Genomic DNA, 13,156 nt, shown 5'->3' on the forward strand with positions numbered 1-13,156 from the left:
CATCAGGCGCTGAGACATGGGGTGCGTAACACCGTTTTGAGATCATCACAATAATCGCCATAACATTATAACGATTTAAATGTGATATTATGTTTTAAAAAGATGTTAATTACCGATATGCCACGTCATTTTTGGTGCAACCGCTCCATAGAAAGCAAAAAGCTTTGCGGTCGCCATCAAAGCTGATAATTCCCTTTCAGGGATTATCTTCATCGGTATTGGCAATGTTTTTTCTGCTGGTTACATTTATCGCAAGCGCCATTCTAAGTGGTGTCGGCCTTTATATTTTGTCTGCGGTCCTACCTGGCTCGTTTATGGCAGCGGGTTTTAACGCGCGTTCAAACCATATAGTGGCAGCCCGGCAGATAGGAGGGTTGGCTTTCATTCCCGCAGCACTCATTACCCTTGTCATGTTCGGAACAGATCTGGGCATTCCGATAGAGCTCGTCATCTGCCTTACCTTGGCTTCTTTACTATTATGGATCATAGGCGCTCTTGATGACCGTTACGAGTTGCCGATCTATCTGCGTTTCGGATCACAACTTATTGCGAGCCTAATCGTCATCTATGGCCTTGGTCCTGAATTCCGCTTGCTGCCGGACATTCTTCCACATTGGCTCGAAGCCACGATAATCCTCGTCGTACTCCTCGCTGCTATTAACATAACCAATTTCATGGACGGTCTTGATCTTATGACCGTTGCAGGACTGGGAATCCCGTTAATTGGCATAGTACTGCTTTCAGCACTTTCGCTTGCCGGTATGGAAAGCGGCGCAATCGCTGCTGTCCTTGCTGGAGGGTTGCTGGGATTTGCGTTCTTCAATCGTCCGCCTGCCAGCATATTTCTAGGTGATTCCGGCAGCCTGCCCCTTGGTTTGATGGCAGGCACAGCCTTGCTTATCCTTGCCCGGGAAACCCATATTGCAGTAGCGCTCGTTTTGCCGCTCTATTATCTTCTGGATACAGGCACCACAATTATTCTGCGCCTGGCAGAAAAAGAAAATATTCTAAAAGCCCATTCGAAACATGCATATCAAATGGCGAAACGGTCCGGCTGGAGCGTTTCTAAGATTGTTGCTCACGCCGCTCTGCTAAATATCATTCTCATAGCCTGCGCCTGCGCCATGCTGCTATTTGACCATCTCTTGTCGCAAATTGTTTTTCTGGTTATTTCAGCTGTTGCTGTCCTGCTGCTGTTGCTCGATTTTCGTGGACGCTTCAGAAAGCTATGACGCTAAAAAGTATTTTTCGAATTGTATCGACATCTTCAGTCTCAAGAGCTGCGCGTAAAGCATCCAGACTTTCAGGAACATTGACGGCAACCTTACGCCCCTTTGGTGCACGCATGATCTTCGGATGACATGTCGTCTGAGCCTGCGAAGGATCATAGAAGAGTTCTTCATACATCTTCTCGCCTTCTCTGATACCCGTAATTTCAATGGCAATATCGCCATTTGGGTTAGCCTCATTGCGAACGGTAAGACCAGCAAGCAGGATCATATTTTCAGCCAGATCGCGCACTTTGACCGGATCACCCATTTCAAGAAGAACCGTATCACCGGATTTTGCAATTGCACCCGACTGCACAATCAGTTCAGCAGCTTCCTTGATTGACATGAAATATCGGGTCATGTCTTCATGTGTCAGGGTAATCGGCCCACCATTGGCAATTTGCTCACGGAAGAGCGGTACGACAGAACCATTAGAACCCAGAACATTACCAAATCGCACTGAGTAGAATGTTTTGTTGGATTCTGATTTTTCCGCCAGCGTGCCATAATAATAGACAACCAACTCAGCCCAGCGCTTGGTGGCGCCCATCACATTGGTTGGTCGCACGGCTTTATCTGACGAGATCAATACCATCCGCTCAACATCAGTTTCTAACGCAGCCGCCGCAACGCTTAACGTCCCGAAAACATTGTTGTAAATTCCAACAAGTGGATTCTTCTCCACAAGAGGTACATGTTTATATGCAGCGCAATGATAAACCGTATCAACACTGTGAGCGCGGATAGTTTTTTCAACATATTGCTGACTGGCAACGGTTCCAAGCACCGGAATAATATCGCATTGAGCGATCTGTCTTAGCTGCCTTTCAACCTGATAAAGCGCAAATTCGCTTGATTCAAAAAGCACGATGCATTCTGGGTTCCATTGTACAATCGTACGGCAAAGCTGGCTGCCAATCGAACCGCCAGCCCCTGTAACCATGATACGTCGACCTTCAACAACCTCACGCAACAAATTGACATCAGGTGGCACTGGCGAACGACCCAGCAAATCATCAATTTCAACATTACGAAGTGCGCTGACGAGATATTTTCCCGCCGTTAAATCCGCAATAGGAGGAAGGATACGTGTACTTATCTGAAGAGAGCCGAGCAACCGCGCCAGCTCCTGCCGTTGTTTCTGATCCATCTCCGGTTCTGATATAACAACCTGGTCAACGCCAAAATTCTGAATCAAATCCGGAATCGCAGCGATATCATAAACTCGTAAGCCTATGATATCCATGCCACTAAGCTTTCCAGCGGGATCTACAAAACCCACGACCTGTGTGTCACTGTGGCTTCTAAGCGCTGTTGCAAGCTGACGACCAGGTTCGCCAATTCCAATGATAAGAGCTGTACTTGAATAAACCTTACTCGATTCCGCTCGCCGCAGCAGCCATTTGGCACCAAACCGGCTTGCAGAAATCAGCACTGTGCTCAACAGCCAATAGAGAAAAGGAACCGATCGCGGCAAGCCTGAGCCGCCATAAGACTCCATCAAAAAGACCAGCCCCACCCAGAAAAGTGCCGCAATAGCCGTTGCCTGAAAAATTGGCCAAATGGCACGTTCAGCCAGATAACGGATAATCGCACGATAAAGGCCAAAACGAATGAAAACCGGGATCGCTAACACAGGAGCAATAGCAATCAAGAAAATCTGTGTCTGGCTAGGTACAAAAACAAAACCAAAACGTATCACAAAAGCGAGATAGGCACTCAGCAATAGCAATATGCAATCGCTAATCAGAAGAATAATCTGCTTACCCAAACGTGGTAATAAAGCCAGTCTCTGCCATGGATATCTAAAACTCATACGAACATATCCTGCCCTCGATGCGATAATGCGACAATCGCCGTTGAGGTTTCGGCTAAACCTAACTCTTTTTAAATAGTGAAATCAGATATCTAGATTCAATATCCAATCACCTAACCAGCTCAATAACCGCACCGTTACCATGAGTCCACCTACAGTGCCATATTAATTGAGTTCACACATGGTCACAAAGATTACAATTAGTTTCCCTTAATCGTTTTGTTTTAAATATATTAACACGCACTTTCAGTTAAAAAATTAATATCTATTAATAATCGCGCCAATTTACTAAATATTATTTCATATCACTATATCTATATATAATATATACTGCATTCTGCGAATCGGAATCCCTTTTTCGGAATACAGTTTATAATTAAACAAATACATAGAGAACTGATAATATTTCAACTTTATGCATTAATTCTCTACAATAGAACAGAAGAGCTTGGTCTCTGCATGAAAATTACTGGAACTGCTATTCTCCATTCACAAGTGAGAGCACAAGCTGTTCAACATTCCCACCGCGCCCCATTTCAATCTGGTCGAAATCACGGCCCTGACGACGCTGAACGGCAACAAGAGCATTGATACGATTGATCAATTCGCGGCGCATTTTCTGACATTTCGGATCATTGAGAATAGAAAGACCAACCGTAGTACGGACAATCTCTCGCGTCATTTCCTTGGCTGTATCACCATGCACCAGCTCATGTTTATAAATACCGTCATAAAACCGTTCCCATTTTTCTTTAACCGGCGGGCTTAGCTTCTGGGATGGTTTTGGCAATGTATAGGTGATTTTCAACTTGGGCTTTGCTGAAACAATCGTGCAGGCATTATTGGTATGATTGAACTTGCGATCCCATGTCAGCACATAGCTCGTATGTGCAATAACGCGCCCAATTCCAATCCGCGGCCCTTTTTGTCCAATAGACTGATAAAGCTCTGCTCCAGTACGACCACTAATCGTATATGGCTTTATGATTTCAACGGCTTTCCAGTTATCTTCAGCTTGCCCCTGTTCTGAAGCCAAAATACAGCAAACAATTCCTAACACAGCTATACGCACGATAACTCCAGCCATCCATACCAATAAAACCACGTTATACATGTTACAATATCACAACACGGTAAAGAAGGCCGTAGAGAAGCTTTTTCATAGCCTTATTGCTCAGACATAAATCTCCCTGAATAATTATATTATGTGCATGATTGACTATATATTCAGATTTTCGTAGATACGCAAATATGAATAAAAAACACCCAATCGACCCGAGCATAAAAACCCATCTCGCGGCCGACAAGGCAAGTGAATTCCTCAAAACAATCGCCAACAATCACCGGCTTATGATTCTTTGTCGTCTGCATGGTGGTGAAAAATCCGTGGGGCAGCTTGCTGAGTTAATTGGCCTGCGAGATTCCACCGTCTCACAGCATCTGGCTCTGCTACGGCGAGAGGGTATTATTGCCCGACGGCGTGATGGACAGACAATCTGGTATCGTGTGGAAAGCGATATAGCGCAGCAGGTTATGGCGGTAATCTGCAAACATTTTCAGATGCCAGTAGAAGACTAGCTGGAAATTGAAGGCAACTGCATAAGTGACTATAAAGAAGCATAAAACATGAGTGACCAGACCATTGCCCGTCGTAATATTTTAGTGCTGACCGCAGCACAGGCTCTCGGTGCTGCAAGTCCACCGATCATCATTTCGCTGGGTGGATTGGTCGGTCAACAGCTTTCATCTGATCCGACACTGGTCACGCTGCCCGTGAGCCTGTTCAGTCTTGGTCTGGCACTTGGCACTCTGCCGGCTGCTTTCATCATGCGTTCTTATGGGCGACGTAATGGCTATTTGCTGGGTGCATGTTTTGGCATAACCTCTGGTCTTGTTGCAGCTCTTGGCATCTTCTCGAGTTCCTTTCTCATTTTCTGCCTGGGCACATTCATTGCGGGTTTTTATGCATCTTACGTGCAGAGCTATCGCTTTGCGGCAACCGATGCCGCTACAGGTGCACTGAAAGCGCGTGCCATTTCATGGGTCATGGTGGGTGGATTGATAGCCGCCATTATCGGGCCGCAGCTTGTGATCTGGACGCGAGATGCCCTGCCAGAAACGCCCTATGCGGGGAGTTTTATCAGTCAGGCAGCGCTTGCACTGCTCGCCATTCCCGTATTGATGCTGTTTCGTTCACCAAGGGTTGCGAAAGTTGTCACTGCCGGAAACACTGGCCGTCCATTGAGGCAAATATTACAAAGCCCGCGCTATATCCTGGCAGTCGCCGCAGGTGTTGTATCCTATGGTCTTATGACATTCGTGATGACAGCAGCACCCATTGCCATGGTCGGTCACGGCCATTCGGTTGATCATGCCGCACTTGGCATTCAATGGCATGTTCTGGCAATGTTTGCGCCAAGCTTTTTCACCGGCCTGCTGATTACCCGTTTTGGCAAGGAACGTGTTACCGCTCTCGGTCTGCTGATCATCGCACTATCGGCAATTGTTGCTTTGTCTGGACTTGCCCTAAGCCATTTCTGGGTTTCACTGGTCCTGCTCGGTATCGGTTGGAATTTTGGCTTTATTGGTGCAACGGCAATGGTTACCGATTGCCATACACCGGAAGAACGAGGCAAGGCGCAAGGTGCAAACGACTTCCTTGTCTTCGGAACAGTTGCTTGCGCGTCCTTCTTTGCTGGCTCACTGCTTCACTCATCAGGTTGGCAGACAATCAACTGGCTGATATTCCCGGCTGTCGCGTTTATTCTGGTGCCACTGGTTTGGCAGTCAGAACAAAAGCAGAAAACCAAAATTGCAGCGCAATAAAAGACGATCACATTGCTCGATAATACGGTTACAACAGCTATTAGGTCGCATGAACGAATGCCACGTGTAATAGAAGTGAGATTCCCGACAGGCTTAGAGGTCTGTATGCTCTCAAAAATAATAGATATTGATTGAGCCATTGCATTTAAAGTGTTTTAAGAACCACGGCCACGCCAGGCTGACAGAAGCCATAATAATAGGCTTTTTTCTGGAAGCGTTACATTATTCTTCGATTCACAACATCATCTGGACTCAATGCCTTCAAAGGATAGTCTGATATAAGTAACGATCGCTCGCGCCCATGGCACGGGTTCGCGCCATTATCGCGGCAATGGATGCGAAGGAGATCGCAAGGCTAAGCGCTCGGCAGATTATTCGGTGACTGCACTACCCAGATCCTCAGGAAGACAAACTTCAATGTCCCTCTCATCGCCTTCAACCTGACAGGCAGCGAGAAAGGGATGCGCCGTACTTTCTCAACAAGAGTTAGCTCGGTTTGTCTGAACAGTTCGGGACAAGTTCTTACGTGGGTTTCTGCCACAATTATGCTGCCTGCATCATGATTGACAGTCGCCACGACAGAACCTTGCCGCCGAACCAATCCACGACAGCGCAGAGATAGACAAAATCGCGTACCATTGGAATATAGGTAATATCCATAACCCAAACTTAGTTAGATCTGATAACCGTCAACTTGTGCAGGAGATAGGGATAAATTTTCTGTCCAACTGCCGGTTTAGAGGTGTTGGGCCAACGATATATCACTTCAATCCCCATCTTCTTCATCATTGTGGCGACGTGCAAAAGACCGACACCAAATCCTTCTCCTTTTAAAAGTTCCTTCCAGCATTCGACTTCCCGCGAACGAATATTCGAAATGCAATTCATCGATCCCGTGCATCAGTACCAGATCACCATCAGATGTTGGATGCCCAGAATAGTAAATGCTGCCTCGGCTAAATCCAAGAAGCCTGATTTGCCGTGTGATCGACACCTTGTGTGTGCGGTTGATCATTTTTCCCGCTCAGCAATCCCACCTTGATGAGCGCACCGGCTAAAAAATCACTTTCTACTATTAGTTCGCCGATCTTGACATGAAACGTTTTGATGCCGACTGTTGAAGCTGGAGATTCTGCCTTGGTCTCATCGTCAAAAACACCGGTCGCCCCCATCAAGAAGCTGATCTTTCCATTGCTTGATTTGGTTGGCGTGCACATCAAACTGCTCGGATAGTTCCACAAGCGTCTGCTCGCATCTGATCGCAGCGAGTGTCACTTTTGCCTTAAAGGCTGGGCTATGGTTCCGGCGAGGTCGTCTCGTCATGGTATCTCCTGTTCACGGCATTTAAGCCGAGCTCAGGCAAAAATTCCACTTATCCCTGTTATACAAATTTATCGAACCACTTCTTCCACCCTAGCCTAAACAAGTAATATCGGACAATCACACATCTTTTAAGACTTCAATCGCATAGACCATCGCTCGCTGCCGTGATACTTTGTACTTTCCAATTGTCGTGGAGACATCCCTGTCAAACCAGCTTCATGGTGCTTCTCGTATATTGACCAAACTTGCGACAGACTCAGGTTAGGAGGCTTTCCAGCGCCCAACATAACCTGAGATAGAGATAAACACTTATCGACTTCCGAAACAGCAATATCAATGCGTCGATCAAACTCCGACAGTTAGCCAGGCGCTATGTCGCTTAGTGGCTTATATGAAAAGCCCATCGACTGTGTGATCTTGATTACCGCCTCATAGCGCTCCCATTCCGGCTTGTTGTCATTGCCAAATACCATAGCCGCCCAATGGGCTCATGTACTTGAGCCAATATCTATCGCATCTTTATGATTCTTGGTTTTCAGGCTGACTTTGACGAACGGGCGCTATCCATATACGCGATCTCAACCGGCACCCGCCGTAATAGCGGTAGATGCCGCTTGTCTGCCTGTGAACGTATTTGGATTTGTCGTCGGACATGTCACCCAGATTGTAAACCGATTTATAACCCAAATGGAGCACGCTAGAAAGATACCTGACAGAACATTCGCATAACTTATTGTTGTTGCTTGAGCAATATTTTTAGGAATTGTAACCCGAAAAAGTAACTGGCTCCCCGGGCCGGATTCGAACCAGCGACCAACCGGTTAACAGCCGGTTGCTCTACCACTGAGCTACCGGGGAAGAGGTGCTCTTTATGTCAGCGAGGTGCGTATAGCAGGATGATTTCTGATTTGCCAAGCCCTATTTTTGTTTTTTGCTAAATTTTTGCATTCTATCAATAAAAGCCCAGATTCTACCGTATTTTTACACTTAAAAAGTGCCTCAGCACGCTTTAAGGAACCACGGATTGAAGAAAATCCCTCCATGCTTCTTCAAAATCAGCTATTTCGATTCTTATTAATTAGGTCCAAATCAAATATGAAACACTTATGGACGCGTATAATTCAATTCTATCAATGTGCACCTCATTAAGGTTCAAAGCAGCATCGACGGCTGGCAAAACCTGACCGTCGATATCTTTTATTTTTCTCAATCCATCATATTTTTCGACGCCGCCTAATTTCGCCGGGGGTTAACTGTCGATATTTTTTTAATGCCGTTGTTAAGTGGCTCTGGCTTGCAAAGCTTAAACGCGCTGCAATTTCACTGATTGGCAGATCCGTTTCCACCAAAAATTTTTCAGCTTCATCTAATCGTAGACTCATCAAATATTGATGAGGCGGCTGGCCAAAGCTCTCTCGAAAACGAGTTGCAAAATGCCCTGCGGATATACCAAGCATCGCAGCCATTTCCGGGACACTTACCGGCATGTGAAAATGCTCTTTCAAGTAGCTTTCAATTTGACGACAAGCATAGCTGCTTAATCCAGAGTAATTTGATGTCGAATTTTTCGTAGAATGTGCATTCTTAAGAATTAAGTACACTAATGCCAAATAAAGTGATTTTATATAATTAATTTTATAAATGTTTTCATCCTGCAACCCATCAATAATTATTTTGCTCAAATGCAAGCATTGTCTGCTATTAAAACTAACAACATTTCCATTTATATTATCAATAGAGCCTTTAAAATCAGACATTGTATTTTTTATAAATGTTTTATCACCGATAAATACTTTTAAAATTTCTACTGATTCTGGCCAATTAATTAGCGTTCCCTGATTTTCAGGAAGAAGAAATACTGTACCTGCGGCGCAAGAAGATGAGATTTCTTCATTTTCTTCATTCTTCCACTTCAGGTTGCGCACGGGCTTGAGCAAAATTATGGCCAATATATTTTCTGGCGCATAAACACTAATTCCCTTTGGCGAATAGGTATGGGCGAAGAACTCTTCTTCTACGTCATCTGGAAAATTATTTAAGTCCAAACCATCAGATGAGCTGAATTGGTAACTATGATTTTTCTCATAATTTAATGTATTTAAGCTCATTAATATCCCCGATCATCAAATCAAAACGAAAAATGAATCTTGGATGCCAATTACTTTTTTGCACCGTCAGTATGTCACATATAATTAAGTTCTGCTTTCAAAAGGCGGTATAAAAAAGCATGCCCCCGACCGGAATGGTTGCATAAATAAAACGCGAATACAATTTAAAATTGTAATTGAATCCCGCATCCGATTCTTTTGCAAATGATTTGCAAAAGCGATTGATATCGTCCATTGCTTAATATATGCAATTGCATATTATTAGCATTAAGGAGACTAGAATGCATCGACCGATGAAAAATGTTCTAAAAACAGCTTTTGTGGCAAGCCTTGCGATGCTGTTGGCATCCGGCAGCGTTTTTGCGGGTGAGAAGTTCAAGGCTGTAACGACATTTACGGTGATTGCAGATATTGCACGCAATGTTGCCGGCGACGCAGCCACAATTGAATCAATTACCAAACCCGGTGCTGAAATTCATGAGTACCAGCCAACACCTGGCGATCTTATCAAAGCGCAAGACGCAGATCTTATCCTCTGGAATGGGCTTAACCTTGAACTATGGTTTGAAAAGTTCTTCTCACGGCTCAAAAATGTTCCGAGTGCAGTGGTAAGCGATGGCGTTGTGCCGATGAGCATCTCTGAAGGTCCTTATAGCGGCAAACCAAACCCGCATGCATGGATGTCGCCAAGCTCGGCTCTTATCTATGTCGACAATATTCGGGATGCCCTTGTTAAATACGACCCGGATAATGCTGATACCTACAAAGCAAATGCCGAAAAATACAAGGCTGAGATAATTGCTACCATCGATCCAATCAAAGCAGAACTTACAACAATCCCTGCTGACAAACGCTGGCTTGTGACAAGTGAAGGCGCATTCTCTTATCTCGCACGTGATTTTGATCTTAAAGAATTGTATTTGTGGCCCATCAATGCCGATCAGCAGGGTACGCCGCAACAAGTGCGCAAAGTAATTGATGCGGTTCGCGCCAATGATATCCCTGCTGTTTTCTCAGAAAGCACGGTTTCGTCAGCCCCGGCAAAGCAGGTTGCAAGAGAAACCGGCGCTAAATACGGTGGTGTACTCTATGTCGATTCACTCTCAGAAGCAGACGGTCCGGTTCCAACCTATATTGATCTTCTGAAAGTCACGTCAGACACGATCGCCAAAGGCCTCAAACAATGAATGTTCCGATAAATCATCATGATCAAGAACAGACCGCGCTTCCTCAAAGCGCGGTTCAGGGTTTGATCGTGAAAGACGCGACCGTCACCTATCGCAATGGCCATACAGCTCTGCGCAATGCCAGCTTTGAAATACCGACCGGCACAATAACAGCATTGGTTGGCGTCAATGGTTCAGGAAAATCAACACTGTTCAAGGCGATTATGGGTTTTGTCCGTCTGGCCAAGGGTAATATTTCTATTCTTGGCATGCCTGTTGATCAAGCGCTCAAACGCAACTTTGTAGCATATGTACCTCAAAGTGAAGAAGTAGACTGGAACTTTCCTGTCCTTGTGGAAGATGTCGTGATGATGGGGCGTTACGGTCATATGGGCATGATGCGTATTGCACGTCGTGCCGATCATGACGCTGTCGAAAAGGCATTGAGCCGTGTTAATATGCTCGATTTTCGCAAGCGGCAAATTGGTGAACTGTCCGGCGGTCAAAAAAAGCGTGTATTTCTTGCGCGTGCACTTGCTCAGGATGCGCAGGTTATCCTGCTTGATGAGCCATTTACCGGGGTGGACGTCAAGACCGAAGAAGCCATCATCGTCCTTCTGCGTGGGCTTCGGGATGAAGGCCGTGTAATGCTGGTTTCCACCCATAATCTGGGAAGCGTGCCAGAGTTTTGTGACCGCACAGTGCTCGTCAAGAATACTGTGCTTGCATATGGCCCGACAGAAGATATTTTCACACAAACCAATCTTGAAAAAACATTCGGTGGCGTCCTTCGGCACCTCATTCTCGATGAGACTACGAAGCAGAACCGTTCGGCCATTGGTGTAATTACCGATGATGAGCGCCCCTTTGTGCTTTATGAGCATAAACAGGAAGGGCAGAATTAATGGCCCTGCTTCTCGAACCATTTTCTTATGGTTATATGCTCAATGCCATGTGGGTTTCGGCCCTTGTCGGTGGTGTTTGCGCGTTTCTTTCTGCCTATCTGATGCTCAAAGGCTGGTCACTGATCGGTGACGCCCTCTCCCACTCTATCGTGCCCGGTGTTGCAGGTGCCTATATGCTGGGCCTGCCCTTTTCCATTGGTGCATTCTTTTCGGGCGGTTTGGCTGCTGCTGCGATGCTGTTTCTCAATCAGCGAACAAAGCTCAAGGAAGATGCAATTATTGGTCTGATTTTCACAGCATTTTTCGGCCTTGGTCTGTTTATGATTTCACTAAGGCCTACTTCGGTCAGCATTCAGACAATTGTGCTTGGCAATATTCTGGCGATAACGCCGGGTGATATTCTGCAACTGGCAATCATTGGCTTCGTTTCACTGGCGCTGCTTTTGCTCAAGTGGAAAGACCTGATGGTGGTGTTTTTTGATGAAAGCCATGCTCGTTCCATTGGCCTGAAACCAACAGCGCTGAAAATCATGTTCTTCACGCTTCTTTCCGCTTCAACGGTTGCTGCAATGCAAACTGTTGGCGCGTTTCTTGTGATCTGTATGGTTGTGACACCGGGTGCAACAGCATATCTGCTCACAGATCGCTTTTCACGACTGTTATGGATTGCCGTGCTGATTGGCTCTGTGACGAGCTTCATCGGCGCTTATGTCAGCTATTTCATGGATGGCGCCACAGGCGGTATTATTGTCGTATTACAGACACTGGTATTTCTCGCAGTGTTTTTTCTGGCCCCCAAACACGGCATGCTGGCAGCCCGCAGACGTGCGTTCAAAGCCTTGCAGGAGGTTGAGCCATGAGCTTTCCCGAAATGCTATTGATGCCGTTTCAATTCGATTTCATGATCTATGCACTGATTGCTTCGGTGCTCATTGCCATACCGACTGCCCTGCTCTCCTGCTTTCTTGTGCTCAAGGGTTGGTCCTTGATGGGAGATGCCATCAGTCATGCGGTTCTGCCAGGCGTCGTGGTTGCTTATATGATTGGCCTACCCTTTGGCATTGGCGCTTTTGTTGCCGGTATGATCTGTGCGCTTGCCACCGGTTTTCTCAAAGAAAACAGCCGTATCAAGCAAGATACCGTGATGGGTATAGTCTTCTCCGGCATGTTTGGGCTAGGACTGGTGCTTTATGTTTCCGTGCGGGCAGATGTGCATCTGGATCACATTCTGTTTGGTGACATTCTGGGTATTAATACTGGAGATTTGATTGAAACCGCACTTATTGCGGCGATAACGGCAGGCGTACTTATTGTCAAATGGCGTGATTTTCTGCTTCATGCATTTGATCCTGCACAGGCCCGGGCCGTTGGCTTGCCTGTGCGTCTTTTGCATTATGGGCTACTGTGCCTGATTTCACTAACAATCGTCGGCGTTCTGAAAGCTGTCGGGATCATCCTTGCAATTTCTCTGTTGATCGCACCCGGTGCAATCGCCTTCCTGCTGACACGCAAATTCAGCAACATGATGATTGTTGCTGTTATCGTTGCCATCTTCTCTTCATTCTCAGGCGTCTATTTGTCATTCTTCATTGACAGCGCTCCAGCACCAACAATTGTTTTGCTCCTGACATTGATCTTCATTGTCGCTTTCCTGTTTTCATCGTTAAAAACAGCACGAACAGAAGCACGGCATGAGGTGGAAACGCCCTGAATTCAAATCTGTAAGCTGTTCGTTCGTGTC

Annotated in this window: 10 protein-coding genes, 1 tRNA gene and 1 pseudogene; 7 read left to right on the plus strand and 5 right to left on the minus strand. The window is 45.9% G+C overall.

Going from position 1 to position 13,156, the window contains the following annotated elements; all coding sequences use genetic code 11:
* Positions 1 to 224 precede the first annotated feature (224 nt).
* Entirely contained in the window at positions 225 to 1,232 is a 1,008-nt protein-coding gene (locus tag FHY56_RS01605) for an MraY family glycosyltransferase (protein ID WP_140903422.1), read from the plus strand.
* Here the strand turns inward: FHY56_RS01605 and FHY56_RS01610 are convergent.
* Together FHY56_RS01610 and FHY56_RS01615 are read right to left on the minus strand one after the other, a co-directional pair.
* A complete protein-coding gene (locus FHY56_RS01610; RefSeq protein WP_140903423.1) occupies positions 1,219 to 3,087 on the minus strand; it encodes a polysaccharide biosynthesis protein in 1,869 nt (622 codons plus the stop codon). The two genes, FHY56_RS01605 and FHY56_RS01610, sit on opposite strands and share 14 nt — an antisense overlap.
* 478 nt (positions 3,088 to 3,565) lie before the next feature.
* The gene (locus FHY56_RS01615; protein ID WP_235889406.1) at positions 3,566 to 4,162 is read right to left on the minus strand and encodes a DUF922 domain-containing Zn-dependent protease; all 597 of its coding nucleotides are present in this window, start codon (positions 4,160 to 4,162) and stop codon (positions 3,566 to 3,568) included.
* Between the two features lie 176 nt (positions 4,163 to 4,338).
* On the opposite strand from FHY56_RS01615, the gene FHY56_RS01620 reads away from it, so the two are divergent.
* Complete coding sequence (locus FHY56_RS01620; RefSeq protein ID WP_140903424.1) at positions 4,339 to 4,665, plus strand: ArsR/SmtB family transcription factor; 327 nt, start codon at positions 4,339 to 4,341, stop codon at positions 4,663 to 4,665.
* Between the two features lie 48 nt (positions 4,666 to 4,713).
* Complete coding sequence (locus FHY56_RS01625; RefSeq protein ID WP_140903425.1) at positions 4,714 to 5,913, plus strand: MFS transporter; 1,200 nt, start codon at positions 4,714 to 4,716, stop codon at positions 5,911 to 5,913.
* 549 nt (positions 5,914 to 6,462) lie between these two features.
* Here FHY56_RS01625 and FHY56_RS01630 read toward each other — a convergent pair.
* The 3 genes and pseudogenes from FHY56_RS01630 to FHY56_RS01640 form a co-directional block, all read right to left on the minus strand.
* Positions 6,463 to 7,236, minus strand: a pseudogene (locus FHY56_RS01630) (IS3 family transposase); the annotation flags it as partial.
* A 783-nt stretch (positions 7,237 to 8,019) separates the two neighbouring features.
* Positions 8,020 to 8,094 (minus strand) — tRNA-Asn (locus FHY56_RS01635).
* 356 nt (positions 8,095 to 8,450) lie between these two features.
* Complete coding sequence (locus FHY56_RS01640) at positions 8,451 to 9,344, minus strand: helix-turn-helix domain-containing protein (RefSeq protein WP_140903426.1); 894 nt, start codon at positions 9,342 to 9,344, stop codon at positions 8,451 to 8,453.
* A 335-nt stretch (positions 9,345 to 9,679) separates the two neighbouring features.
* On the opposite strand from FHY56_RS01640, the gene FHY56_RS01645 reads away from it, so the two are divergent.
* From FHY56_RS01645 to FHY56_RS01660, 4 genes are read left to right on the plus strand one after another with little or no spacing between them, the layout of a single operon-like run.
* The gene (locus FHY56_RS01645; protein ID WP_235889407.1) at positions 9,680 to 10,531 is read left to right on the plus strand and encodes a metal ABC transporter substrate-binding protein; all 852 of its coding nucleotides are present in this window, start codon (positions 9,680 to 9,682) and stop codon (positions 10,529 to 10,531) included.
* A complete protein-coding gene (locus FHY56_RS01650; RefSeq protein ID WP_235889398.1) occupies positions 10,528 to 11,415 on the plus strand; it encodes a manganese/iron ABC transporter ATP-binding protein in 888 nt (295 codons plus the stop codon). The genes FHY56_RS01645 and FHY56_RS01650 overlap by 4 nt, the downstream gene beginning before the upstream one ends.
* Positions 11,415 to 12,275 carry a metal ABC transporter permease gene (locus FHY56_RS01655; protein WP_140903428.1) on the plus strand — a complete coding sequence of 287 codons (861 nt, stop codon included), beginning with the start codon at positions 11,415 to 11,417 and terminating at the stop codon, positions 12,273 to 12,275. Before FHY56_RS01650 ends, FHY56_RS01655 begins: the two co-directional genes overlap by 1 nt.
* Positions 12,272 to 13,126, plus strand: coding sequence for a metal ABC transporter permease (locus FHY56_RS01660; protein WP_140903429.1), 855 nt, complete (start codon positions 12,272 to 12,274; stop codon positions 13,124 to 13,126). The genes FHY56_RS01655 and FHY56_RS01660 overlap by 4 nt, the downstream gene beginning before the upstream one ends.
* Positions 13,127 to 13,156: the final 30 nt, after the last annotated feature.

It is taken from the genome of Brucella gallinifaecis, assembly GCF_006476605.1.
Classification (GTDB): domain Bacteria; phylum Pseudomonadota; class Alphaproteobacteria; order Rhizobiales; family Rhizobiaceae; genus Brucella; species Brucella gallinifaecis.

Coding starts and splice junctions, on each gene's coding strand:
- FHY56_RS01605 (WP_140903422.1), top strand. CDS start 225: ATGTTTTTTCTGCTGGTTACATTTATCGCAAGCGCCATTCTAAGTGGT.
- FHY56_RS01610 (WP_140903423.1), bottom strand. CDS start 3,087: ATGAGTTTTAGATATCCATGGCAGAGACTGGCTTTATTACCACGTTTG.
- FHY56_RS01620 (WP_140903424.1), top strand. CDS start 4,339: ATGAATAAAAAACACCCAATCGACCCGAGCATAAAAACCCATCTCGCG.
- FHY56_RS01625 (WP_140903425.1), top strand. CDS start 4,714: ATGAGTGACCAGACCATTGCCCGTCGTAATATTTTAGTGCTGACCGCA.
- FHY56_RS01640 (WP_140903426.1), bottom strand. CDS start 9,344: ATGAGCTTAAATACATTAAATTATGAGAAAAATCATAGTTACCAATTC.
- FHY56_RS01645 (WP_235889407.1), top strand. CDS start 9,680: ATGCTGTTGGCATCCGGCAGCGTTTTTGCGGGTGAGAAGTTCAAGGCT.
- FHY56_RS01650 (WP_235889398.1), top strand. CDS start 10,528: ATGAATGTTCCGATAAATCATCATGATCAAGAACAGACCGCGCTTCCT.
- FHY56_RS01655 (WP_140903428.1), top strand. CDS start 11,415: ATGGCCCTGCTTCTCGAACCATTTTCTTATGGTTATATGCTCAATGCC.
- FHY56_RS01660 (WP_140903429.1), top strand. CDS start 12,272: ATGAGCTTTCCCGAAATGCTATTGATGCCGTTTCAATTCGATTTCATG.